Raw genomic sequence first — 25038 nt, 5'->3', positions numbered from 1 at the left:
TCACGGGACCAGCTCCTTTTTCCGTAAAAGCAATAAGCAATGAAACAAATACTGGCACTGTTCACCGCACTTCTGCTTTGCTGCGGCAACAGCACCGCACAGGCGCCGAAGATAGTGAAGCTGAAACCTGCGGAAACACCTGTAGCCTTACAGCAGGTATATATCAATACCGTTACGGACGATAGGGAAGACACCGGCAATATAGGAACAATGCGCGCGGGGATCACCAATAAAATAGTTCCGGTCGATCTTTCCGGTGGCGCTGCTATGGCGATCGGCCAATTCATCGGCAATCATACGATACGTCCGCTGCAGGCCGATACCTTTTCACTGCATATCCTGAAATTACAGGTAAGCGAAAGCCGGAAGGGCCTGCAGGAACAGGCCGAGCTCAATACGACCTATGCTTTTTTTGCCAGGGGAAAGAAGATCGTCGACTACAGCGGCAATTATACAGCCCGTACCGGCGCCGATGCCAGCGCCTATATTGGTAAGCTCGTCAGCCAGAGTGTCGAACAGGTATTGAAAGAATTCGACAGCTGGTGGGGCGTCAACCGGGAACGTTACGGCGATTCCGGGCAGCAGGAAGTTAAGGTAACGGTACTGCTGAAAAACCAGGCTACCGATCCCGACCATATCGGCTACGACAGCAACCGCCCGCTCCGGATTGATGATTTTTCCGGCAAGCCCGACAAGCTGAGCCTGGCGCTGGCGGCTACATACAGCGGATTTTCCCTGCAATACCAGCTATCGAGCGATCAGAAAAGCGCTGCAGCGACCATTAGCCTGCTCCCCTATTTCGACAAGAACCGTTCCTGGATGAAGCCCGGCGGACAGAATGTCTATGTGTTGCAGCACGAGCAGCTTCATTTTGATATTGCGGCGCTGAAGACCTATGAGCTGGCGACAGCCTTGCGCAACCTCCAATACAACAGCGCTACCTTTAAAGAGGCCGTGGACAACCTGCAACGGCAATACAGCAAGGAGGCGGAAGCTTTGCAGGCTGCATATGATGAGGAAACGGCGCATGGCACACAAAAAGACCGACAGCGGCAATGGACGGAACGTATCAGGGCCGAGCTGAGCAGCAGGGAAGCAGCCGCTGCCGACTGAGGACCGCAACTGGCTTTATTTCTTTATCTTTGAGCGCATATTTTACCGTTTTTTTTCAATCATAACAATACAGGAAGATGAATAATGAATGGCCGCTCTGGGAGATCTTTATCCGCAGCAAGACGGGACTCGACCACAAGCATGTAGGCAGCCTGCATGCGGTAGATGCCGCGATGGCGATCGAGAATGCCCGCGACGTCTATACCCGTCGCATGGAGGGGGTAAGCATATGGGCAGTGGAGAGTAAGTACATCCATGCATCCAATCCCGATGATGCCGGCGAGTTGTACGATCCCGCCAACGACAAAGTGTACCGCCACCCTACTTTTTACGAACTGCCGATCGAGCTGAAGCACATGTAATGCCTGCATCGCTGCGGGAAGCCGATCCATCAGAAAATAAGGACAATGACGTCTATCCATCAATTGAATTATGTGCTGCAGCTTGCAGACAACGCCCTTATACTGGGCCACCGCATCAGCGAATGGACCGGCCACGGCCCCATCCTGGAGCAGGATATAGCCATTACCAATACAGCGCTTGACCACCTGGGGCAGGCCCGCAGCCTGTACCAATATGCGGCCGAGCTGTACAATATGCTGCCTGCCGAAACGCAGGGAGAGGTCTTTTCAAGCCCTGCTTTCCTGAACCATACACAGCCTGCTACGGAAGACAGCCTGGCCTACCTGCGCGATGCCTGGGATTTCAGGAATGTATTGCTGACCGAACAGGACAACGGCGACTGGGCTTACACCATCGCCCGCTCCTTTTTTTACGACAACCACTCCGTGCTGCTGTACACGGCCCTGAAAGACAGCAAAGATGCGACCATCGCTGCCGTCGCCGAAAAATCGCTGAAGGAGGCCCTCTATCACCGCCGCTGGAGCAGCGAATGGGTGATCCGCCTGGGCGATGGTACAGAGGAGAGCAAAGCCCGTATGCAGGACGCGATACATGCCCGCTGGGAATATACCGGTGAGCTGTTCGACATGTCGGAGGCCGACAAAGCCATGCTGGAAGCAGGCACCGGCGCCGACCTGGCGCTGATCAAAAGCCAATGGCTGGCGCAGGTGGCTGAAGTGCTCAGCGAAGCCACCCTGGAAATGCCTCCTGCCGATGCCTGGATGCAGACCGGCGGGAAGACAGGCCAACACTCCGAGCACCTGGGCTATATTCTGGCAGAGATGCAGTACATGCAGCGCGCCTATCCCGGCATGGAATGGTAAAGTAAAGCAGCCCTATGAAGCACCTGCCCGCCGTACTCATCCTGCTCCTGCAAGCGTTAAGCGGCTTTGCCAATATGGCTTCGCCGGTACGCCCCGGCACCACCTTGCTGGCTACGGCATTTTCCAGCAGGAATATCGATATCCTGCACGAAACGATCCGTATCGATATCGATACCGACTTTACCTATGCCCGGTATGCTGTCGAATACCTGGTCGATGTTCCGGAAGGCATGCAGATCCCGCTGCTCTTCGTGGCAAAGAACCTGGAACAGCACCTCGACGTATGGGTGGACGACCGTCCCCAGGCGGTGCAACCTGTTCCGGACACTTTGGGGACCCGGATGCCGGCCTTGTTCAATGGCTTTAAAGAGGGAATGCCCGGCGCAGTATACGATGCGGCAGTGATCGACTGGGGCAATTATGCAACCGGTATTTACGCACTCAACGAGCTGCAGTATTTTAAAACTGCCCTGAGCAAAGGGCAGCACCGGATCAGGGTCGCCTACAAAGCTGATGTGTGGGAAGATGTATCGGACTGGCTGATCTGTTACAGCCACCGCTACTCTCTTTCCCCGGCGCGGTACTGGCGCTCTTTTCACGCGCTGGATGTTATACTAAAAGCCGATCTTCCTTCCAATATCGCCCTCAGCACCAACCTGGGCGCCCCTCAGCAGAGAGACAGCATTAGCCATTGGCATTTCGACAAGCTTCCGGGCGATTACATCGCGATCACCTTGCAGCCGCAGGTCGGCTCCTTTGCACAAACCATGATGCACTCAGGCCCGGGGAGCTTCATGGTCATTGCCGCAGTGCTGCTGGTATCGCTGCACTTATATGCGATCTACCGATTCCGTAAAGCAAGGCCCGGCAGGAAATATTCGCCGGTGCTGATCCTCGGCAGCTTTATCGTTCCTTTTCTGGTGCTCGGAACTTACGTACAATCCTTCAGCTGGATCGATATGCTGTTGGAACCTTATGCGTCAGGACGCCATGGTTACGTCTTCCTTGTTTTTATCTTTTATCCTTTCCTTCTCCCGGTTTATTTCCTGCTTTTATGGCTGGCCGACCGGCTGATCAAAAAGAGGCTGAGCACGGCCCAACCATTTACTCATCTTTAAAAACGACACTGTCCGCTGAACTCGAAGTTTCATTATACCTTGCTTTTCTTTATCCTGCTGGTGCTGCATGTTGCCGCAGGGATCTATTTCAACGGCTATTCAGCCTGGTGGCTTCTTGCCTGTGTGCTGGCACTGGTAAGTATCCTGGCGCTCGGCAGCATTTTGATCCATTGGAATTTCTATATGCCTTCGGTCAATACTTTGCCGATACTCAAAGTGAATTTCAACCGGGGCCAGCTTTCTGTGCTGCAAAGAGGCCGACAGGTCGCCCTGACCTTTGATGACGGCCCGGCCGCCCACACAGAAGCAATACTGGATATATTGAAAAAAGAGGGAGTACAAGCCACCTTCTTCCTGATCGGAAAAAATATTGAAGGCCGGGAGGCACTGGTGCAAAGAATGCTGGCCGAAGGACACAGTATCGGCAACCACAGCTTCGATCACGGGTTCAACTTCGACTGGCAAAGTGCTGCTAAGATGGAGCAGGAGATCCTGCGTACCAACGAAGCGATCGAAGCCATAACGGGCACGCCGGTAAAGCTGTTCCGCCCGCCTTACGGCGTTACCAATCCCAACCTGGCCAAAGCCGTGCGCAACAGCGGCATGAAAAGCATGGGCTGGAGCTTACGCTCTATGGACACCGTAGCAAAGGATAAGGACCAGCTGCTGGGCAAGATCATGAGTAAGGTCAAAGCAGGCGACATTATCCTGCTGCACGATCGTTGCGCGATTACAGAAACGGTATTGCCGGAGCTCATCAAATCATTAAAAGAGCAGGACTATACCTTTGCTTCGCTTTAAGCCTCCGGAGGCAGGACGGCGTTTACCTGCGTGTATTATCCGGTTCTGAAAACAAGACAATACTAAATGCTCTTCCGGCTTTAACGTATCAGGATCACATCTCCTTTTTTATAGACGGTACGGTCATCGCGGCAGCTGATGGTAATGCTGTAAAAATAGCTGCCGGGCTGTAAAGGCTGCCCGTGAAAAGTGCCGTCCCAGGGCCGGTTGAAGCTATACTGCTGAAAGACACGCTGTCCCCAGCGGTTGAAGATATCGATCTGCAGGATCTTGCTGTCATGGTCGAGCTTCAGCTCAAAAGCATCGTTGAGCCCGTCGCCATTGGGAGAAAACGCGCCCGGTACGAAAAGATCATCGCCGCAGCAGCGCTCTACAACAACCGCTATGGGTACCCGCTCGCTTTCACAGTCGCCATAAGACTGCGTCACGTAAAACGTTTGCCTGCCGGCCGTATGGCTGTTGACCACAGGTATTTCCTTGGATGCGCTTCCGCCCTGCGCTTCCGTGTACCAGCTCAGGTCTTTGCCGGAGGCTTGCAACGGCTTCTGCTCATCGATGCAATATTTTACCGGAGATACAACAACGGGTAAAGGCGGACTGACAACAACATTCAGGTAAACAGAATCGATCACCGGCGGACAGCCCGGTGAGCTGACGGCCAATTGGTACCAGCCGCTGTTGTCGACCTGCGGCGCAATAATCTCCGCGTTCTTCACCATGGCGCTAAAATCTTTAGGACCGGACCAGCGGTAATCAAACGTTCCGCTCTCCGGCTGCACCTGCGGCTGGAACACCACCGGCGTATTGATACAAAGATCGATATCGCTACCGGCATCAACAACCGAGGGCGCAGGGATCATATTTATCGTAACGGTATCGGATGCCGGAGCACAGCCACTGTTGGGCAGGTTGGCAGTCATGGTATAGTTAATATTGTCCAAAGGCGTAACCACAGGCTCTTTGACCAAAGTATTGCCGATACCCGAAGCCGGTGACCAGCTGTACTCCAGGCTGTTGCTGCCCTGCACGCGCATGCTGAAGCTGGCGCCAGCACATATGGACGTATCGGGGGTAAGAATAGCGGCCTGGGGTTTATCGACAATATCGATCAGGGCCGAATCGGAAAGCGCCGCCTGCCCGTTACAGTTATAGGGAGAAACCACCGAAACCTTTAGTGTACGGGGTCCCATCGGTGTTGCTGAAGCCGGCGCAGTTACTGGGATTGACACGCTGATGGCATTGGCTGGTATCGTAACGGTTGCCGGCAATGCGAGGTAGTCGATACCGGCTATAGCATTCCCTCCGGTCTGCAGCTGCAGGGTTTGCGCGGCAGGCCTGGCCTGGGCCCGCCTGAAGGTAAGGCTGCCGGGTGCACAGCCACGGGCCACGAAAGGTTGCGTGCTGGTGGCAACAGGGCCCTGCGCTTCCACGGTAAAGGAGGCCGATTGAAGGCTGCCGGCCTTGATGAATACGCCAGAGTCGTAGAGCGCATTCTGTGCATCCGCTACCGTCAGCTTCAGGTGATAGGTCTGGCAGGGCGTTACTGCACTCGCTGCGGTAAGCACCCTGGTAAAGCCGCGATAGGCAACGGTGCTGCCGCCGGCATTATCGACATAGTAAGCCGTGAAAGGGGAGCCGGGTCCCATATTGGTACAGTTGGCCAGTCCGCCGGCAAGCGAGCCCGGGATACCGTTGTTGATGGAATTTACGGTAACGGGAATATTGGTCCCGGGTACGCGGGCCATATTTGCCGTGCCGGTAATACCCGGCCCTGAGATAAAAAAAGCGAAGGCATCGTTGTACGGGCCGCATACCGAATTGATATACTCTTCCGATGCGAACACGTAGTCGAAGCGCACCTCATCGCCTTTAGGCACCATATCGAATTCGAGGATACAGGCGTCTCTTGTATTGGAGGCGCCGGAAAGGGTTTGCAGCGCGGGATCGCCGGGCGTATTGTTCGCCGCGCTGGTCGGTCCCGGCTCCGCCTGGTTAATGTTCAGCACGAGGCCGGTAGACAATACGATACCGCTATCCAGCCCCAGATTGCTGCTTTGCACTGCGAAGCGGCCATTGGCTCCCCCCGCGCAGGTAAGCGAGGCATTGGTGATGGTAATCCCCTGCCCTGCCAGGCGTTGCGCCAGCGTATTGGCCGCCTGGTCGGCCGTGATCAGCACCTGCGCATTCAAGGCTGTATGGCTGACCAGGAGCAGCAGCAACAGGGTATAGGCGGTTCCTGTCTTGCGGAGAAAAAAATAAAGCATACAGCAAATGAAAGCAGCCTTATCCCCTAATCCGGTAAGAAAGGCTGCTTTTCGCCGCAAAGGTATGACCTGAATATGAACAGCTCATTAAGTTTCCTTTACCTATATCAGTCCATAGAAGAAGTCAAGTTTCAAAACTTGACTTCTTCTATGGACTCAGGCTTTCAGGCCGCCCATTTTCAGGATCAGCTTATATTCTGCTTCCGACACACGGGATACCGACAGGCGGCCCAACCGGATGAGCTCCATTTGCTCCAGGCCCGGCGTCTGCTTGATCTCGGCCAATGTCACCGGCGTTTTCAAGGGTTTGACCGGCTTGAAATCTACCGCCACCCAGGTATCGTCGTTGATGGTCGGATCGGGGTAAGACTCCTTCGCCACTTCGGCAATACCTACTACACAGAGGCCTTCGTTACTGTGATAGAAGAGCACCTTCTCTCCCTTTTTCATTTCCCTCAGGTTGTTGCGCGCGGCATAGTTGCGCACCCCGTCCCAGAAGGTTTTGCCATCTTTTACGAATTGGTCCCAGCTATATTTAAAGGGTTCCGATTTGATCAGCCAGTAGTTCATTTTAGATATTAGATGTGAGATATTAGATGTGAGATATTAGACGTAAGCGATTGTAAGTATTGGGTATACGCAGTTGGCAGTTTGGAAATTGGAATTTGGAATTTGGTACTTAGTACCTGATATTATTCATACAACGGCACGTCAATGCTTCCTTTGAAAACAAATACGGCGCCGCCGGTCAATACGATATCCGTTGCCGAGCCGGCATCCTTTTTTTCAAAAGATACGGATAAAGAGCCGCCTATTGCGCGCACCGGTATCTGGAAATGCCCGGTCTCCGTGCCCACGGCGGCTATAGCGGCGGCCGTCACACCGGTGCCACAAGCCAGGGTCTCGTCCTCTACGCCCCGCTCATAAGTGCGGATCAGCAGGTCTTTCCCCGATCGCTGCACAAAGTTGACATTGATCCCTTTTGGCTGAAAGGCTTCCCTGTTGCGGATCGCACGGCCTTCGTCAAAAACAGCTACCGCATCGACGTCGTTCACCCATTGAATATAATGTGGCGAACCGGTATCGAGGATCGCATAGTCTTCATGACATTCGATCTGCTGCACATCCTGCATATGCAGCGCTACGGTTCCATCCGGGTGTATTGTGGCTTCGTGCAGGCCGTCTATCGCTTTAAAACGCATGGTCTTTCCGGCGATACCCAGCTGGTGCGCAAAGGCAGCAATACAGCGGCCGCCATTGCCGCACATGGTGCTTTCGTTGCCATCGGCATTAAAATAGACCATTTCAAAATCTGCAGCCGGCGCAGTCTGCAGCAGCATCAGGCCATCGGCGCCGATACCGAAATGGCGGTGACACAGCCAGGCGATCTGCTTTGTATTGAGCTGTATATGCCCTTCGCGGTTATCGGCCAGTATAAAATCGTTGCCGGCGCCGTGGTATTTATAAAAAGAAAGCTCCATGATACAAAAATAAAGGCTTTAAGGTAAAAGCCACCTGTTGTTCCGTATAGGCATAAGCAGCCTGTATACCGGCATAACCATTTTGCATTCCATCAGGTATACTTTAATTTCGCGGCACATCTTTACAGCATGAACACAACCAGCTATCCCAAGGATAAAATCCGGATACTTTTCCTGGAAAACATCAGCCCTAAGGCGGTACAGCTGTTCTCCGACAATGGCTACACCCAGGTAGAGCAGGTGTCCGGCGCCTTGAGCGAGGACGAGCTGATCCGGGCGATCGGTCATGTGCACCTGCTGGGCATACGCTCCAAAACTCATATTTCGGAGCGGGTGCTGCAGGCGGCGCCAAAGCTGCAGGCCATCGGATGCTTCTGTATCGGTGTCAACCAGGTAGACCTTGATGCGGCTACGCGATACGGTGTGTCGGTGTTCAATGCCCCCTACAGCAATACCCGCAGCGTGGCCGAGCTGGTGGCCGGGTTGTCGGTAATGCTGATGCGCCGCGTGATCGACAAGCATACTGCGGCCCACCAGGGCATATGGCTTAAGGATGCCAGGGGCAGCCATGAGCTGCGGGGCAAAACCATGGGCATTATCGGCTATGGCAATATCGGCTCGCAGGTAAGCGTGATTGCTGAAGCGCTGGGCATGAAGGTGCTATATTACGACCAGGAAACCAAGCTCCCGCTGGGCAATGCCAAAGCCTGCGCTACCATGGAAGCGCTGCTGCAGGACAGCGACATTGTAAGCCTGCATGTACCCGGAACGGTCCACACCTGCAACCTGATCCATGCGGGTAACCTGCCATTGTTCAAAAAAGGGGCGATGCTGATCAACTGTTCCCGCGGTGAGGTGGTAGACCTTGAAGCGCTCGCCGGTGCGCTCAGGACAGGAGCATTGGGCGGCGCAGCAGCAGACGTGTTTCCCCTGGAGCCTGAAAAGAACGGCGATACTTTCGAGACACCTTTGCAGGGCCTGCCCAATGTGATCCTTACCCCGCATATCGGCGGCTCTACAGAAGAGGCCCAGGTCAATATCGGCGAAGATGTGGGCCATAAGCTTTTCCAGTACCTGGAAAAAGGCGTGTCCTACGGTTCGCATACCGTGCCGCCCATCAGCCTGCCGCCTATCGACGGCGCACACCGTATCCTTCATATCCACAACAATGTCCCCGGCGTGCTGAGCGAGATCAATACGCTGCTGGCCGCTAACGGGGTGAATATCGAAGGCCAGTACCTGAAAACCAACGATCGTATCGGCTATGTAGTGCTGGATGTGAACAAGCAGCTGTCGCAGCAGGCCATCGCGCTGTTACGCGGGGTAAAGGAGACGATAAAATTACGCCTGCTTTATTAACGTAAACAATTGCTTTTCTTAACAGTTTTTGCCACAGAACACAATAAAATTTTAAAACGGCTGTTAAAAGGAAACCCATCATCACATTCATTTTCATTTAATCTTATCTTTACTTTTCATCAAGAACCAAAAACTGTTTTTTTCCCATAATGCGTTTCTCCATTAAAAGAGCAGGATATTGTGCTGTTGTCTTTCTTTTTGCCGCCAGTATTTCCTTCAGCCTCCGGGCGCAAACCGATGTCAATACTTTCAAATCTTACCAGCTGAGCTCACCCCGCGTGGCTAAAGCTTATGCGCAGTATAACGAGTCGCTGCGCAGGGATTTCCAGCAAAAGAACCTGGCATATCCTCCCAAGGAAATGTACATCAGGGCCTTTAAGGCGCACAATGAAATGGAAGTATGGGTGCGCAATCCCGATGCGGATACGTTTACGTTGTTCAAGCAGTACAAGATCTGCGCGCTGTCGGGCTCGCTGGGTCCCAAGCGCTGGGAAGGCGACCGCCAGGTGCCCGAAGGTTTCTACTTCATTTCCGACTTCAATCCCAAAAGCGATTTTTACCTGTCGCTGATGCTGAATTATCCTAACTATTCAGACCTTATCCTGGGCAATAAAGCTACGCCCGGCGGCGATATCTACATCCATGGCGGTTGTGTCACCGTAGGCTGCATGCCCATGAAAGACGAGGGCATACAGGAGATTTACACACTTTGCCTGGCAGCAAGGTTCAATGGAGAGACCAATATCCCTGTGCATGTATTCCCTGTACGTTTCAATAAGACGGGACTGAATTTTCTCGGCCGGGAATATGCCGATGATACAACGCGACAACGCTTCTGGATCAACCTGAAAGCGGGCTATGATTATTTTGAGAAGCACCATACCATACTCCCGGTGATGTACAACCAGGAGGGTAAATACATTTTCTGATGCGGGGTCTTTACCCCGGTGCAAAAAGAGCGATACTCCCTTGCGTATCGTTCTTTTTTTGTGCCCTGCCCAGGCCGCTACTACGTCCCGACCGGCCTGGGCGGGATAAACCGTGCGGGCAACGTACCTTTGCCAAAATTTTTTTGCATGAGATTCAATAAGGCCGCACTCCTGTGCATGGCTTGCTGCAGCACAACGCTGCTGCAGGCGCAGGACAAAACCACAACTAAAGATTCCCTCGTCTTTGAAGGGGAAAAGCACTTCAGGAACATCCGTCAGCTGACCTTCGGCGGCGATAATGCCGAGGCGTATTTCAGCCTCGACGGCAAAGCGATCTCCTTCCAGCGCACTGCTCCCAAAGACGGCATTACCTGCGACCAGATCTTCTATGCCAAAGTACCGAAGAACGCCAAAGAACCTTTCCGCTATAAAATGGTGAGCACAGGCAAAGGTCGTACCACCTGCGCGTACATAATGCCCAATGGCAAAGAGGTGCTGTATGCATCCACACACCTGGGCAGCCCCGATTGCCCGCCGGTACCGGACCGCAGCGTAGTTAAAAAATATATCTGGCCTATCTACGAAAGCTATGACATCTTTGTTGCCGACCTGAACGGTAAGATTATAAAGCAGCTGACTAAAGAGCCCGGCTATGACGGCGAAGCGGTGGTATCGCCCAAGGGCGATAAGATTATCTTTACTTCAATGCGCAACGGCGACCTCGACCTCTATGTGATGGACCTTGACGGCAGCAATGTAAAGCAGCTTACCCATGAGCTGGGCTACGACGGCGGCGCCTGGTTCAGCCCCGACGGTAGCAAGATCGTATGGCGCGCTTCCCGCCCCAAAACCGGAGAAGAGGTAAAAGAATACAAAGATCTGCTGTCGCAGGGCATGGTAATGCCGACGAATATGGAGGTATTTGTGGCCAATGCCGATGGCAGCGATGCCCGCCAGATCACGCACCTGGGACAGGCCAACTGGGCGCCCAACTTTACCCCCGACGGTAAGCATATTATCTTCTCCTCCAACCACGAGTACAAGCGGGGCTTCCCCTTCAACATTTATGTGATCGATATCGATGGCAACCACCTGGAAAAGATATCCAGGGACAACGGCTTCGACGCCTTCCCCATGTTCTCGCCCGATGGGAAAAAGATGATCTTCAGCTCTAACCGCAACAACGGGGGCACCCGCGATACCAACCTGTTCCTATGCGATTGGGTAGATTAACCGTATCGCTTATCAAAAAAGAGCGTAGCCTTCAAGGCTACGCTCTTTTTTGATGATGCTGCCGGCGGTCCAGGCCGCTACGTGTCCCGACCGGCGCGATAAAAAAAGGAACGGCCTTTGCAGGTCGTTCCGTTCACCGGTATACTAAGTATTTTTATTCCTTCCTTTCCTTCAGGCAAGGCTCTGCTTCATTTCTTTGGCTTCGGCCACCCATTGCAGGGCCAGCTTCAGCTGCTCTTCACGGCTCATCTCGCTGTTGTCGAGCAGGCGGGCATCTTCGGCGCGGCGCAGGGGGCTTTCTTCGCGGTTGCTGTCGATATAATCCCTCATTTCAAGGTTGTGCCTTACTTCATCGAGGGTGATCAGGGGATTGGTGGGATACAATTCCTGAAAGCGGCGTTTGACGCGGATCTCCGGGTCGGCGGTCATGAATATTTTCAGCTCTGCATCGGGGAACACTACGGTGCCGATATCACGGCCGTCCATCACCAGGCCTTTATGCTTGCCCATCTTTTGCTGCTGCTCTACGGCAAAATGCCGTACTTCTTTGATAGCAGCCACTTCGCTTACCTTATCGGCCACGATCATATCCCGGATATTGCGGGCGACATTCTCATCGTTAAGGTACATTTCGGAACCGCGGGTTTCGGGATTCAGCTCAAAATGCAGGTTGATGTTCTTCAGCGCTGCTTCGATCTCCTCCTTATGCTTCAGGGAAACATTTTCGCGCAGGAAATAGAGGGTAATGGCACGGTACATGGCGCCGGTATCGATGTAGGCATAGTGCATCTGCTCAGCCAGCTCTTTGGCCAGCGTGCTTTTTCCACAGGAAGAATAACCGTCTATCGCAATAATGATCTTCATAATTCTCCGGTTTGTTTGGGGCAGCACCTTATGCCGGTCAGGGGATCTTGATCCTTCTGCCTCTGCAAAAGTAACCTTTATTACCGGAATATTAAAGCCCTGCGCTGCCCTGGAAATTGCTACCTTTGCAGCTCTTTCTCCTGGTTATGACAACAAGTCCGACTACGCTGCAAACGCTGAGCCTAGGCTTCAGCCCCTGCCCCAACGATACTTTTATTTTCGATGCGATGGTGAACCGGAAAATGGATACCGGCGCGCTGCAATTCGACTATGTGCTCGAAGATGTGGAAACGCTGAACCAATGGGCCTTTGAAGGCTGGCTGGCGATCACCAAGCTCAGCTACAACACCTTGCTGCAGGTAAGCGACCGCTATGCCCTGCTCGACAGCGGCAGCGCATTGGGAAGAGGTGTGGGCCCGCTCGTGATCCGAAAGGCAGGCGCTGCGCCGGTAACAGACCTGGCTGCATTCCTTTCCACAGCCCGTATTGCTATTCCCGGTAAGCATACTACTGCCAACCTGCTGTTTTCCCTGGCCTTTCCCGGCGCTAAAGATAAAACGGAGGTTTTGTTCAGCGAGATCGAGGACAAGGTGCTGAAGGGTGAGTTTGATTGCGGCCTGGTGATCCATGAGAGCCGCTTTACCTACCAGCAGCGCGGCCTGGAAAAGCTGATCGATATGGGCGATTGGTGGGAGCAGACCAGCGGATCGGCCATCCCGCTGGGCGGCATTTGTATCCGCAGGGATGTGCCTATGGAAACGGCGCTGCAGGTGGAACAGCTGATCAGGAAAAGCCTGCAATACAGCTGGAAAAGCTATCCTGCGCTCTCGGACTTTGTGACCCGCCATGCGCAGGAAATGGAGGAAGAGGTGATGCGCAGGCATATCAACCTCTATGTAAACGAATACTCCGATTCGCTTGGCGCTGAAGGGCGCCGGGCTGTTGATACCTTGTTTGCCAAAGCCCGTGAGAACGGCCTGATACAGGCTTCGGGCCCTGGTGTGTACCTGGGCTAAAAATGCAGGTGCTTTACCGTGAGCCCATTGTTGATGAGCTGCTTCAGCGAATCGATACCGATCTTCAGGTGCAGCTCGGCAAAGAGCTTGGTGACTTTGGCGTCTCCCTTAGAAGTCTTCACCCCTTCCGGGATCATCGGCTGATCCGACACTAGCAATAAGGCGCCGGTCGGTATCTTATTGGCAAAGCCGGTGATGAAGATCGTTGCGGTTTCCATATCGATAGCCATGGCGCGTATCCGCTTCAGGTAAAGCTTGAATTCTTCATCGTGCTCCCATACCCTTCTGTTGGTGGTATAGCAGGTCCCGGTCCAGTAATCGCGGGCATAGTCCCGAATGGTGGTGGAGATCGCTTTCTGTAGCGCAAACGCAGGCAGGGCGGGCACTTCGGCAGGAAAATAGTCGTTGCTGGTCCCTTCCCCCCTTATTGCCGCGATCGGCAGGATAAGGTCGCCTACTTTGTTCTTCTTTTTCAGACCGCCACATTTGCCCAGGAACAGGACGGCATTGGGATGAATGGCCGACAACAGGTCCATAATGGTCGCCGCACCAGGGCTTCCCATGCCGAAATTAATGATAGTGATCCCATCTGCAGTGGCGCAGGGCATAGGCTTGTCCAGCCCCACAATCGGTACATCGTGCATGGACGCAAACAGCTCTACGTACTTATAGAAATTGCAGAGCAGGATGTACTTCCCGAACTGATCGAGCTCCAGGCCTGTATATCGCGGCAGCCAGTTCTCGACAATCTCTTCTTTTTCCTTCATACTTGTCTTTTTTAAAGTAATCTAAGGTAAACCAATTTCCAAATTTATCGATCCGGTCAAATAGCGGTATATGAATTCTTTATCAACAAAAAAAAGGCTGCAGGGAACACCTGCAGCCTTGAGGGGATATTGCTTTTTGTTAGCGAAGCACTTCAAATTTCCGGATCACGAATCCTTTATCAGTCAGGATACGCACCGAATATATGCCATTGGCCATTCCCGACACGGACAGCCGGTGCTGCTTATCGCTATCGGCTTTATGCCGGTACACTAAGGCGCCCAGGGTGTTGAACACGGCCACTTCCTGCATCTTCACGGCACTCTTATTGCTGATCGACAGCTGATCGCGGGAAGGATTGGGATAGAGCAGCACTTCAGCCTCCTCTTTACCCAGGGTAGCAAGGCCGGTAGCCAGATCTACATGGATCTGCTGGCTGATGCTGTAATCGCTGCAGTTGTTAAATACTTTCAGGGTTACAGTGTAAGCCCCAGTGGCTGCATAGACATGTGTCGGTGTCATTTGGGTCACTGTAGGCGAGCCGTCGCCAAAATTCCATTCGTAGGTGGCTACATCGGTTGGATGCAGGGGCGTGAATTTCACTTTACCCAGATCCTCGTAGAACATAGGGATGAAATTGAACCCTTCCACGCGGGGCGAAGGCAGATAGGCAATATGCTTGTCTTCGGTATTCACGCAATTATAAGGCGTGGTCACGGTTACCGTATAGGTACCCGAGTCGGTAATATTGATCATCTGGGTCGCCGCAGCTGTATTCCAGAGATAGGTATAGCCTGCATTGCCGGCGTCAAGCGTAATCTGGGCGCCTTCGCAGATGCTGGTGTCGTTGCCCAGGGCGGGTACCGGCAAGGGACGGATGATCACATTCGTGGAACTGTTGATCACGCAGCCGTTCACGCTTTTGATCTGCGCGGAATAAGTACCGCCGGCAGTTACATTAATCGTTTGCGTCGTATTGCTGCCGGGCGTCCACAGGAAGGTGCTGCCTGCATTGCCGGCGTTGAGGGTCGCAGTGCTGCCCGAGCAGAGGTCGGTCGTTGCCGGAAGCACATTCACAGGCACGATACCGGCAGTAATGGTGCGGGCATCAGAGCCGCTGCAGCTGTTTACGGTTACCGCTACGGAGTAAGTGCCGGCGGTGTTTACGTTGATAGTAGGTGTCGTTGCCCCGGTATTCCAGGCATAGGTAGCACCGGTAGTGGTAGCATTCAGCGTGTAGGTAACACCAGGACATATGGTTGTATCGTTACCGATATTCACGGTAGGAATGGGCCGTATGGTCGCTACTACCGCCTGTCGCGGACTGGTTTCACAGGTACCGCTGGCCGCAGCGATGTAATAAGTTGTGGTAGCAGAAATGGAGGCTGTAGTATAGGTGTTGCCTGTTGCCAATGTGGTACCGCCGGTAAGGTTGGCATACCACTTGATGCTGTTGCCTGCAGTAGTAGTAGCTGCAAGCGTTACTGCGCCGGGGCCGCAGCTGAAGCTATCCGTTTTGGTGAGGATCGGGGGCGCATTACAGGTAGTGGTAAAATTTGTTACCGGCGACCAGAGGCTGGTGTCGTTGGGACCACATACCGCCCTGACAAAATACGAGTAGCCGGTTGAAGGAGTCAGCGGCGGATTTAAGGTATAGGGCTTGGTGCTGGTAAAAATGGAAGTGCCGCCGGTAGCTACAGGAAAGCCGGTAGGACCGTACTTGATCTGCCACTGGCCGGGTGTCCCGGTCTGGGCCCAGTCGAGCACTGCCGAGGTGGGCGTAATCGAAGTTGCTGTAGGGCTGGTCGGCGCAGCGCAGGTAACCACCGTTTCCACGCTCACGGCAAACACGTTCAGCACAGATCCTGCGGCGCTGGCAGATGCTTTGGTGATCTGAACACTGGCGATCTGCTTGGTCTGATTGGCCGTATTAATGGGTATGGCAATCTGGTACAGGCGAGGATTGCCAAAAGGGTTCTCCGTAAGATTAGAAAGATAGCCCACCCTGCCGAAGCCTGAGGCCGCCACCGGCTGCAGTGTTGAGCTGAACCAGTCGGGTACCACAATCGCGGTAGAGATCGGCTGATTGGTTGCATCGGTAAAGTTGATCTGGCCGGTAAAATAGCTGTTACCGCTACCGGAAGTAGCCAGGATATACAGGTTGCTTGCTGTAGGATTGCTGGCAAAGACCAGTGTCCCGGAACTACCATTGGTTGCGATCCGCAACGAGTTGTTCCCGGTATAGGGTGTGGCAGTAGGCCCTATATTGAAAGAAAGGCCTGATGTAGCAGCGCTGTTGATCACACCGCCGGCAGGCAGGCCGAACGAAACCGGCGTGCTGCTCGCCGTTTGCTGCCAGCCAATAGCCATAAAGCTGAAATTGGCGCCGTCCACATCGGCAGATGTGGTAGCCACCACCGTACCCACACCATTGGCGATTACATCAGCTGTCAATCCTGTAGTGATTGGCAAGGGTACGTAAGCTGCCTGCGCAGCATAGCTTGACCAAGCCAGCAGGGAAGCTAAAAGTAATTTTGATTTCATCTATTATTTAATTTATTCAGGAGAATGTGAAAATTTGTACTTTCCTTAAGCTATACTAAGAAATTTTGTTTCAAAAACCCCATTAAGACAAGAAACTACATCAATATGCAGGATGCTTTTCTACCCAAGATTTCCCAAATGGGAAGACGGAGAAAAAGCAAAGAAGTGAGGGGTAAAGCGATAAAAAAACGCGCTCCTTTCCTTTGGGAAAGCAGGGCTTTATTTCTCCGCATTATTCAATTACCTTTGCACCTCTTCAACCAGAAAAATAATACAGATTTAAATAATGGACAACCAGAATCAGGATCAACAGCAGATCAATATCGAGCTTACAGAAGAAGTAGCAGATGGTACTTACGCCAACCTGGCGATCATTACCCACTCTTTCGCAGAATTCGTAATCGATTTTGTTAATGTAATGCCCGGCCTGCCCAAAGCCAAAGTAAAATCAAGAGTGGTGATGACCCCGCAGCATGCCAAGAAGCTGATGCGCGCCCTGATCGATAATGTAAAGCGCTACGAGAGCCAGAACGGCGTGATCAAAGACCAGGAGCAGAGCAGCCTGCCTTTCACTTTCGGAGGACCTGCTGCCGAAGCCTGAGCCACCGGGCTTAATCATACCGTAAAGATATTACCCAAGCATAATGACTGAAAAAATCCTCATTCTCGATTTCGGTTCCCAGTACACCCAGCTGATCGCCCGCGGCGTAAGGGAATTGAATATCTATTGCGAGATCGTACCCTGCCTGAAACCCGTAGCGATCACACCCGACGTAAAAGGGATCATCCTTTCCGGAAGCCCTTTCTCGGTAAACGAGCCCAATGCGCCCAAACCTGACATTTCGGTACTGGCGCAGTCCGTTCCGGTTTTGGGTGTCTGTTACGGCGCGCAGCTTATTGCCCAGCAAAACGGCGGCGTGGTCGCTAAATCCAACAGCCGGGAATATGGTCGCGCCCACCTTCACTTTACGGCCAAGGAAACGCTGTTTGATACTGTAACGGAAGAAACCCAGGTGTGGATGAGCCACAGCGATTCCGTAATGGAATTACCGGAAGGCTTTCAGCTGCTGGCGACTACCCAAAGCATACCGGTGGCCGCTTATAAAGCTTCCGGCTACCCTAACCCGGTATACGGTATCCAATTCCACCCGGAGGTGACGCACAGCACCGAGGGCCGGCAGATCATCAAGAATTTTGTCGTGGATGTATGTGGCTGCGACCAGAGCTTTACGCCCGCCGCCTTTGTAGAAGAATCTGTTGCTGCTATCAAAGCGAAAGTAGGCAACGGTAAGGTAGTGATGGCGCTCAGCGGCGGTGTGGATTCCACGGTAGCGGCAACCCTGATCCATAAGGCGATCGGCGACCGCCTGTTCTGCATTTTTGTAGACAACGGCCTGCTGCGCAAGAACGAATTTGAGCAGGTAATGGAGGGTTACAAGCATCTCGGCCTGAATGTAAAAGGCGTCGATGCGAAAGAACGCTTTTACGGCGAGCTGGCCGGGGTAAGCGATCCCGAAGGCAAACGCAAGATCATTGGCAAGCTGTTCATCGATATCTTCCAGGAAGAAGCAACATTGCTCAGCGATGTGCAGTTCCTGGGACAAGGAACGATCTACCCCGATGTGATCGAGTCCGTATCCGTCAATGGTCCGTCGGTAACGATCAAGTCGCATCACAATGTAGGCGGCCTGCCCGATGTGATGAAAATGGAGCTGGTCGAGCCGCTGCGCTTCCTCTTCAAAGATGAGGTGCGCCGCGCCGGTAAGGAATTGCAGCTCGACGATATTTTCCTCAAACGCCATCCTTTCCCCGGACCGGGCCTGGCCATCAGGATACTGGGTGCGATCACTCCCGAAAAGGTAACGCTGCTGCAGGAAGCCGATGCCATCTATACGCAGCTGCTGCGCGATACCGGCGAATACGACCGTGTATGGCAGGCAGGCGCGATACTGCTGCCGGTACAGAGTGTAGGGGTGATGGGCGATGAACGTACCTATGAATTTACAGTAGCCCTCCGCGCTGTGACTTCAGTCGACGGCATGACGGCTGACTGGGCTCACCTGCCTTACGAATTCCTGGCCAAAGCATCGAACGACATTATCAATCATGTAAGAGGCATCAACCGCGTGGTATACGATATCAGCAGCAAGCCTCCGGCCACCATCGAGTGGGAATAAGCTTAAAACAGAAAAGCCAAGTTTTAAAACTTGGCTTTTCTGTTTTAATTGGTATCGTACTCGCCTACGCCCTTTTCATTCCTCCGCGCCTCGACCAGGTGCCGCAGCTGCTCCCTGAGCTCCGCGGCCTGGCTTACGGCTTTGATCGCAAACAGCTGCGTGCTGCGCTGCGAAGAAATAAGCGAGATATTACCCAGGCCGAAAAGCCGCAGCTGCAGGGGTTCGAACAGGTGCACATCTTTCACGCGATAGAGCTCGATCTCGTAGGTGCTGCGATTGAGCACCCCTGCCCTCCTGATGATCCGCTGGTTGGTAAGCGTATAGCTGGCCGAGCTCAGGATCAGGAAATAGCACAAGGCATAAATGACCGCTGCAAGACAGCCCAACAGCAAATAATTATTACTGAAATGTACGGCGGCCCATATGCTGACGGCGGTTACCAGCAAGGCCAGCACATAATATTTCGTGTTGAGCAGCTGCGAGGATTTTCCCTTCCACACGATCTGTTCGCCGGTATTATGCAGGTCAAGTCTGTTTTGGCTGATCTGGCTCATGTCATCTGTTTTGATCTCAAATGTACTTTTTTAGCGCAGGATATCCCAAATGCTTTCACAGGAACAGGGCCTTCAGCTCTCCGGCCTCTTCCGGCTTCATTTTGCCTCCCAGGATCAGGCGCAGCTGGCGGCGGCGCAAGGCGCCATTGTACATTTCCTTCTCGGTATCCGTTTCGGGTACCAGCTCCGGTACGGTATAAGGTCGGCCGTTGGCGCCCAGCGATACAAAAGTAAAATAGGCTTCGTTGGACAGGTACTTGTGCCGGGCTTTCAGGTCTTCGCCCCATACTTTGATATAGACTTCCATGGAGCTGTTGAACGCACGGGTCACCTTCGACTCTATGGTGACCACATCGCCCAGCTTGATGGGATTGGCAAAAGAGATATTATCGACCGAAGCGGTTACGGCTACGGTATTGCAGTGTTTTTGCGCGGCAATGCCGGCAGCGATGTCCATCCAGTACATCAGCTTTCCGCCCATAAGATTGGCCAGGGTATTGGTTTCTCCGGGCAGCACCAGCTCGCTCATCATTGTGAAGGATTCGCGGGCAGGCTTGGCAGGGTGTAACATGTTTCGTTGAAAAATTAAAGTAAAGGGATAGCGGCTTGCACCACAGTATTATCGTTATTTCTTGCTTTGCGTCGTATAAGCGGCTTTCAGGTAGAAGGGCTCGGAATAAGCCAGATCGTCAAAACTACCTTTAGCAAAACGGTCTTTTGCCTGTACGATCCAGGAATCCATGTCTGCACCTTCCTCCATAACCAGCTGCAGACGGGGGCTATCGGGAAAAAGCACGGGGTCGTCGGTTAGCAGCAGCGCTGTTTCCGGTACGCCGATCTCCGCAGCGAAGCGGTGCGCAGGTTCTTCTGCAATGCTGCCATCGTTGCGGTAGCGGGCATAGAAGTATTCGCCGGCCCTTGCTTTGAGGGCGATCATCAACGCACCCTGTTCTTTATACTGTCCGGCAAGCAGGTCCAGCTGGTTAAACAGCAGCAGAGGCTTGTCCAGCGCATAGGCCAGGCCCTTGGCTGTGCTCATCCCTACCCTGAGGCCGGTATAAGAGCCTGGGCCGGCGCAGACCGCGATCGCATCCAGGTCGTGGAGGGCCATGCGGGCAGCGTCCAGTACTTCTGCGATCACCAGGTTGAGCACAGCAGCCTGTTCCCGGGCATCGGCAATGCGGCGCACGAGCGCAGGCCGGTTACCGGGGGATAAAGCCACTGTAGCGGTCTTTCCGGAAGTGTCGATAAAAAGTAGGTTGGGCATGTTCGAAATTCAGAGTGCAAAAGTATTACATTTGCGGGTAGCAAACACTATTCTTCCCTATCGCGGCGACGAAGCGACAAGGCTACGGACAGCAGCCTACGACATAAAACCTTCCTTCCAATGAACAAAGCACCTTTCCTGAAAAATGACCTGGTCAAGCACCTTTCAGCCATACCCGCCGATCAAAAACCGGCCTGGGGAAAAATGGACCTGCAGCAGATGACGGAGCACCTGGCCCGAGAAGGCTTTGGATGGGCGAGCGGCAGGATCCGGCACCAGGAAGTATTGTCACCAGCCGAACACCTGCCCCAGTTCAGGGCTTTCCTCCTGAGCGAAAAACCATTCCGGGAAAACACAGAGAACAAGCTGATGCCCGCAGAGCCGCTGCCGGTAGCGCATGCGGACATGCCTGCCGCACTTGCCGCGCTGCAGCAGGAGATCGATCATTTCTTTAAGGTTTACGAACAGGAGCCGGGTAAAACGCTGATCAACCCTTTCTTTGGTGAGCTGGACTACGCCATGTGGGTACAGTTGCTGCACAAGCATGCGCTGCATCACCTGAAACAATTTGGCGTAACACCCTAAGCCGGAATCCGCTCCACAGGCAGATCAGATCTGCTGCCGGTTCCAACAAAACGCCTTTTCCTGCATTGGCGTCATCTGCGGGAGCATTACTGTGTCAAAAGGGGATCATAATTGGCCAGGCAGGCCCACAATGTCCTGCTAAAGATGACGATTTGGCATTTTCCCCGATTGGATTGATATTTGTTACCCTTGCCAATAGAGGCTTTTTGTTTTTTAGGAGAGAAAAGGCCTAAATTTATCTTTCACTGTAAAATTTAATTCATCAACAATGGATCATAACGAGTTTCGCAAATATGCGGTTAAACATCGGGGCATCAGCAGCAATACTTTTGATAGCTATGCCGCACATATCAGCGCGCAACCGACGGCCCTGACGCCCTATATCATCGAGGAGCGTCCCCTGAATGTTGCTTCCATGGACGTGTTCAGCCGGCTCATGATGGACCGCATTATTTTCCTGGGCGAGCCCATTAACGATTACGTAGCCAATATTGTAACGGCGCAGCTGCTATTCCTGGAGAGCACCGACCGCACCCGTGATGTACAGATGTACATCAACAGCCCCGGCGGCAGCGTCTATGCCGGCCTGGGTATCTATGACACGATGCAGATCGTAAACCCGGACATCGCTACCATCTGCACCGGTATTGCAGCCAGCATGGCCGCTGTACTGATGTGCGCCGGGACCAATGGTAAACGCACTGCGCTGCGCCATGCCCGTATCATGATGCACCAGCCCAGCAGCGCTATCGGCGGCCAGGCCACCGATATCAGCATCACGGTGAAAGAAATACAGCGCGTAAAGCAAAATCTGTATTCCATCATCAGCGAGCATACCGGTCAAACCCTTGAAAAAGTAGCCAAGGACAGCGATCGTGATTTCTGGATGCTGGCCGAAGAAGCCAAAGAATATGGTATCGTAGACGAAGTGCTGGCTGCCAATCCCAAGAAAAAGAAATAAGCAATCCTTCATTTCAAAAAAAATCCAATCAAAAAATATGAATCAATATAATCTGGCTCAGCTGGGCCTGCGGTATAAAAGCGAGGATGATGAAGAAGACGAAGAACCGGAACAACCGGTAGTGGACAAACAGATCCCGGGCAGCCTTACGGTAAAGAAGCAGGAAGAAATGTTCTTCAAGAACCGTACCGTGTACCTGTGGGGGCCTGTAGAAGACAAATCGGCCAAAGATGTGGTCAATAAGCTGCTGCTGCTGGACGCCGATAAGCCCGGCCAGGAGATCAAGTTCTATATCAACAGCCCTGGTGGCGTAGTGACCAGCGGCTTCGTGATCTATGATGTGATGCAGATGATCAAATCGCCGGTATCCACCATTTGCATGGGCCTTGCTGCCAGTATGGGCTCCATACTGTTGTCCGGCGGCAAAAAGGGTAAACGTTATATCTTCCCCCATGGCGAGGTGATGATCCATCAGCCTAGCCTCGGCGGCTATTTCCAGGGCGTATCGGCCGACCTGGAGATCCACGCGCGGCAGATCCAGAAAGCCAAGGAAATGAGCGCCAGGATCCTGGCCGACAATTGCGGTCAGCCTTATGAAAAAGTGCTGCTCGACCTGGAACGCGACTATTGGATGGATGCCAATGAAGCCATTGCCTATGGTATTGTGGACAAGCTGGTCGATAAGCTGTAACAGGTCTTTTTCCACTGTAAATTAAAGAAGTACCGGATCGTCAATGATCCGGTATTTTTTTCTGCCTGCTCCCCGGCAGGCAAACCTCAGCACACAAGCCATCCCGGCCCAAAAGGAAAACGGCTGCCCTTTTACAGGAGCAGCCGTTTTCAGGTATCAACAGGGACAGCTTATCGCTTATCCATAATGTAGATCACTTTGTCTTTCCGGCCGAAGAAATAGCCGATCGAAACCTGCATGGTAGGGATGCGGAACATCCTGTTGATCGCATCGGTATTTCCGCTGCCATTGTCCCATACGATCTGGCTGATACGGGCATCCAGCGATATTTTGCGGGATACATCGTAGCTCATGCCCCACAGGTAACCCAGGCCGAAACGGGAATTAAAATCCTTCTGCTCATCGACTTTGAAGAAAGCCTCACGGAAGGGATTCTGGTTCTGGCTTTGTGTCTCCTGCACGCTGGTGGTGTTGAAAGTATTCTCTTTGCTCCATTTGATCGGGAAGGCATATGCCATATTCAGCCCTGCGAAGATCGACAGGCGACCCAGGTTATAGCTCAGGGTTACCGGCATCTCCAGGGCGCCGAAACCGTTGATCTTGTAAGCAGAGGTGGTTGTATTCTGCTGGCCCGAGAACAGCCATCCGGTACCTACCTGCTGGCTGCTGACATTTTCAAATGTCACCGAACGGTCTTCTATGCTGTAATTGCTGAAGTAGTGGTTCACGTATTTCAGCTCTGCTGCCAGGGTAAGCCGTTCGCTGAGGGAGTAAAGCCCAGCTATACCTACCTGCATACCGAAAGCGCCGGGGTTGCCGAAAGACGCATTTCCACCTACGAGTACTGCAGCATAGAAATTATGAGAGCCATCGAAATAATTGGAAATACCCTGCGAGGTGTTTTGGATCAGCTGGTTGAACTTACCCGGATCGATACGGCGGCTGGCTACCTTATACTGGTTCAGCGGTACAAGGCTTACGATCTCCTTCTTGGATAAGGTGCGTTCTTTAAGACCTGCTGCCGGCACGATCTTCTTTGCGCTGGCTTCAATGCCCAGCTTCCGCAGACTGATGAGCTCCAGATGATCCAATGCCACGTAGCGTACCTTTTCTACCTTTGTAACAGCAACAGTATCCATTGTTGTTTTGTAGGCCGGCCCGTTTTTGCTCCGGTTGCCGGATGCCACCAGTCTTTCAACCAGGTCAATGCGTTTGAAAGTATCCCGTTCTTCTTTATAGAGATTGCCTTCGCTATCCTTCACGATCCTTTTGTTGCCGAGGGCCAGGGGCAGTTGCCTGATGCCTGTATTGCCTGCTGCGTAATTGTTTGTCCCGCGGCTGCGTTCGTTCGTACCTGCCGCAGCTACAGGTGTATTTTTCTGTACCGGCTTAATCTGCTCGATCACCCGCTGCTCTTCTTTCAATTGTGTTTTTTCACCGGCAGCAAGACGCATCTCTTTTTGGGTATTTTCCTTTTCCTGCGCTGCGGCGGCGTTTTGCTTACGGTTAGCGGCAATGCCAGGTGTGGCGGCTATCGGAGCTGTATTCTGAACCGGGTTGGCTGTCGTAGCGGAACCTGTTCCGGGATGCCTGCGGTTGCCAGAACCTGCTGCTGCACTGCCGCCGCGTACAGTACGGGGATGGGCAGAGGCAGCTCTATTCCGGGCAGACTGATTATTTTCGTTCTCCGAACCTGCATCGGTGGTTCCGGAAGAGGCTGGTGTCTCCTCCTTCGGGGCAGCCGCGTTCCTGCTGCCTGATGCAACCAGGTTACGTGTAGCGTCGGTGCCTGCAGACTCGTTGCTGGCAGCAGGGCTGGCTGCAATAGATGCAGCTGCCGGTTTTCTGCCGGATTCACTCAATTTGTAATAAGTAGCGCCGCCACCTGCAGCCAGCATAACCGCCAGCACAGGGATAAGGAAGCGCCTGAAAGACCGGCCTGCGGACAAGGTAGTACCCAATGGCATTTCCTTATCCAGGAGCTCTTTCATGTGCAGCCATGAGCCCGTACGTTCGGGTTCCTCACTGTTGCGCAACTGCTTGAACAAATTGTCAATATGGATGAAATCTTTCTGGTTATCCATACCGGG

At 53.1% G+C, this 25038-nt stretch carries 24 protein-coding genes; 14 read left to right on the top strand and 10 right to left on the bottom strand.

Annotation, left to right across the window (positions count from 1 at the left end; genetic code table 11):
• The first annotated feature begins 39 nt into the window (after nucleotides 1–39).
• The 5 genes from DZC79_RS16580 to DZC79_RS16560 all read left to right on the top strand — a co-directional run bounded on the left by DZC79_RS16580 (nucleotide 40) and on the right by DZC79_RS16560 (nucleotide 4258).
• Nucleotides 40–1113, top strand: a complete 1074-nt coding sequence (locus tag DZC79_RS16580; RefSeq protein WP_118952724.1) for a DUF922 domain-containing protein — start codon at nucleotides 40–42, stop codon at nucleotides 1111–1113.
• Between the two features lie 77 nt (nucleotides 1114–1190).
• Nucleotides 1191–1475 (top strand): 1,2-phenylacetyl-CoA epoxidase subunit PaaB, encoded by a 285-nt coding sequence (gene paaB / locus DZC79_RS16575; protein WP_118952723.1) that lies wholly within the window; start codon nucleotides 1191–1193, stop codon nucleotides 1473–1475.
• A 45-nt stretch (nucleotides 1476–1520) separates the two neighbouring features.
• Complete coding sequence (gene paaC, locus DZC79_RS16570; protein ID WP_118952722.1) at nucleotides 1521–2339, top strand: 1,2-phenylacetyl-CoA epoxidase subunit PaaC; 819 nt, start codon at nucleotides 1521–1523, stop codon at nucleotides 2337–2339.
• Between the two features lie 14 nt (nucleotides 2340–2353).
• Nucleotides 2354–3457 carry a hypothetical protein gene (locus DZC79_RS16565; RefSeq protein WP_118952721.1) on the top strand — a complete coding sequence of 368 codons (1104 nt, stop codon included), beginning with the start codon at nucleotides 2354–2356 and terminating at the stop codon, nucleotides 3455–3457.
• 39 nt (nucleotides 3458–3496) lie between these two features.
• Nucleotides 3497–4258: a polysaccharide deacetylase family protein gene (locus DZC79_RS16560; protein ID WP_118952720.1), complete on the top strand. Its 762-nt coding sequence runs from the start codon at nucleotides 3497–3499 to the stop codon at nucleotides 4256–4258.
• 80 nt (nucleotides 4259–4338) lie between these two features.
• Here DZC79_RS16560 and DZC79_RS16555 read toward each other — a convergent pair whose 3' ends face one another.
• The 3 genes from DZC79_RS16555 to dapF form a co-directional block, all read right to left on the bottom strand.
• A complete protein-coding gene (locus DZC79_RS16555) occupies nucleotides 4339–6522 on the bottom strand; it encodes a choice-of-anchor L domain-containing protein (protein WP_118952719.1) in 2184 nt (727 codons plus the stop codon).
• 156 nt (nucleotides 6523–6678) lie between these two features.
• On the bottom strand, nucleotides 6679–7092 hold the full coding sequence (locus tag DZC79_RS16550; RefSeq protein WP_118952718.1) for an EVE domain-containing protein: 414 nt from the start codon (nucleotides 7090–7092) through the stop codon (nucleotides 6679–6681).
• Nucleotides 7093–7214: 122 nt separating this feature from the next.
• Nucleotides 7215–8003, bottom strand: a complete 789-nt coding sequence (dapF, locus tag DZC79_RS16545) for a diaminopimelate epimerase (RefSeq protein ID WP_118952717.1) — start codon at nucleotides 8001–8003, stop codon at nucleotides 7215–7217.
• Nucleotides 8004–8132: 129 nt separating this feature from the next.
• Between dapF and serA the strand changes: the two genes are divergently transcribed.
• From serA to DZC79_RS16530, 3 genes are all read left to right on the top strand, one after another.
• Nucleotides 8133–9362: a phosphoglycerate dehydrogenase gene (gene serA / locus DZC79_RS16540; protein ID WP_118952716.1), complete on the top strand. Its 1230-nt coding sequence runs from the start codon at nucleotides 8133–8135 to the stop codon at nucleotides 9360–9362.
• A 149-nt stretch (nucleotides 9363–9511) separates the two neighbouring features.
• A complete protein-coding gene (locus DZC79_RS16535) occupies nucleotides 9512–10291 on the top strand; it encodes a L,D-transpeptidase family protein (RefSeq protein WP_118952715.1) in 780 nt (259 codons plus the stop codon).
• A 147-nt stretch (nucleotides 10292–10438) separates the two neighbouring features.
• Nucleotides 10439–11524, top strand: a complete 1086-nt coding sequence (locus tag DZC79_RS16530; RefSeq protein ID WP_118952714.1) for a TolB family protein — start codon at nucleotides 10439–10441, stop codon at nucleotides 11522–11524.
• A gap of 171 nt (nucleotides 11525–11695) precedes the next feature.
• On the opposite strand, the gene cmk is transcribed toward DZC79_RS16530, so the two are convergent.
• A complete protein-coding gene (gene cmk, locus DZC79_RS16525) occupies nucleotides 11696–12388 on the bottom strand; it encodes a (d)CMP kinase (RefSeq protein ID WP_262607323.1) in 693 nt (230 codons plus the stop codon).
• A 146-nt stretch (nucleotides 12389–12534) separates the two neighbouring features.
• On the opposite strand from cmk, the gene DZC79_RS16520 reads away from it, so the two are divergent.
• Nucleotides 12535–13404 (top strand): 1,4-dihydroxy-6-naphthoate synthase, encoded by an 870-nt coding sequence (locus DZC79_RS16520; protein WP_118952713.1) that lies wholly within the window; start codon nucleotides 12535–12537, stop codon nucleotides 13402–13404.
• Here the strand turns inward: DZC79_RS16520 and DZC79_RS16515 are convergent.
• Complete coding sequence (locus DZC79_RS16515) at nucleotides 13401–14171, bottom strand: AMP nucleosidase (protein WP_118952712.1); 771 nt, start codon at nucleotides 14169–14171, stop codon at nucleotides 13401–13403. The two genes, DZC79_RS16520 and DZC79_RS16515, sit on opposite strands and share 4 nt — an antisense overlap.
• A 139-nt stretch (nucleotides 14172–14310) precedes the next feature.
• The gene (locus DZC79_RS16510; RefSeq protein WP_118952711.1) at nucleotides 14311–16713 is read right to left on the bottom strand and encodes an Ig-like domain-containing protein; all 2403 of its coding nucleotides are present in this window, start codon (nucleotides 16711–16713) and stop codon (nucleotides 14311–14313) included.
• Nucleotides 16714–16999: 286 nt separating this feature from the next.
• Here DZC79_RS16510 and DZC79_RS16505 point away from each other — a divergent pair, with 286 nt between their 5' ends.
• Together DZC79_RS16505 and guaA are read left to right on the top strand one after the other, a co-directional pair.
• Complete coding sequence (locus tag DZC79_RS16505; RefSeq protein ID WP_118952710.1) at nucleotides 17000–17314, top strand: DUF3467 domain-containing protein; 315 nt, start codon at nucleotides 17000–17002, stop codon at nucleotides 17312–17314.
• Between the two features lie 43 nt (nucleotides 17315–17357).
• Nucleotides 17358–18890 (top strand): glutamine-hydrolyzing GMP synthase, encoded by a 1533-nt coding sequence (gene guaA / locus DZC79_RS16500; protein WP_118952709.1) that lies wholly within the window; start codon nucleotides 17358–17360, stop codon nucleotides 18888–18890.
• A 44-nt stretch (nucleotides 18891–18934) separates the two neighbouring features.
• Here guaA and DZC79_RS16495 read toward each other — a convergent pair whose 3' ends face one another.
• The 3 genes from DZC79_RS16495 to tsaB are packed head-to-tail and all read right to left on the bottom strand — an operon-like array spanning nucleotide 18935 to nucleotide 20711.
• On the bottom strand, nucleotides 18935–19444 hold the full coding sequence (locus tag DZC79_RS16495; RefSeq protein WP_118952708.1) for a PH domain-containing protein: 510 nt from the start codon (nucleotides 19442–19444) through the stop codon (nucleotides 18935–18937).
• Nucleotides 19445–19499: 55 nt separating this feature from the next.
• Nucleotides 19500–20015, bottom strand: coding sequence for an acyl-CoA thioesterase (locus tag DZC79_RS16490; RefSeq protein WP_118952707.1), 516 nt, complete (start codon nucleotides 20013–20015; stop codon nucleotides 19500–19502).
• A 54-nt stretch (nucleotides 20016–20069) separates the two neighbouring features.
• Entirely contained in the window at nucleotides 20070–20711 is a 642-nt protein-coding gene (tsaB, locus tag DZC79_RS16485; protein ID WP_118952706.1) for a tRNA (adenosine(37)-N6)-threonylcarbamoyltransferase complex dimerization subunit type 1 TsaB, read from the bottom strand.
• A gap of 120 nt (nucleotides 20712–20831) precedes the next feature.
• Between tsaB and DZC79_RS16480 the strand changes: the two genes are divergently transcribed.
• From DZC79_RS16480 to DZC79_RS16470, 3 genes are all read left to right on the top strand, one after another.
• On the top strand, nucleotides 20832–21296 hold the full coding sequence (locus tag DZC79_RS16480; protein WP_118952705.1) for a DinB family protein: 465 nt from the start codon (nucleotides 20832–20834) through the stop codon (nucleotides 21294–21296).
• A 268-nt stretch (nucleotides 21297–21564) separates the two neighbouring features.
• Nucleotides 21565–22257, top strand: coding sequence for an ATP-dependent Clp protease proteolytic subunit (locus DZC79_RS16475; protein WP_118952704.1), 693 nt, complete (start codon nucleotides 21565–21567; stop codon nucleotides 22255–22257).
• Nucleotides 22258–22294: 37 nt separating this feature from the next.
• On the top strand, nucleotides 22295–22948 hold the full coding sequence (locus tag DZC79_RS16470; RefSeq protein ID WP_118952703.1) for a ClpP family protease: 654 nt from the start codon (nucleotides 22295–22297) through the stop codon (nucleotides 22946–22948).
• Between the two features lie 170 nt (nucleotides 22949–23118).
• Here the strand turns inward: DZC79_RS16470 and DZC79_RS16465 are convergent, their stop codons facing one another.
• Nucleotides 23119–25032, bottom strand: coding sequence for a hypothetical protein (locus tag DZC79_RS16465; protein ID WP_118952702.1), 1914 nt, complete (start codon nucleotides 25030–25032; stop codon nucleotides 23119–23121).
• Nucleotides 25033–25038: the final 6 nt, after the last annotated feature.

It is taken from the genome of Taibaiella helva (genome assembly GCF_003545695.1).
In the GTDB taxonomy this organism is placed as follows: Bacteria; Bacteroidota; Bacteroidia; order Chitinophagales; family Chitinophagaceae; genus Taibaiella; species Taibaiella helva.
Note: the sequence above shows the minus strand (reverse complement) of the source record. Positions and strands in the feature narration are given on the sequence as shown.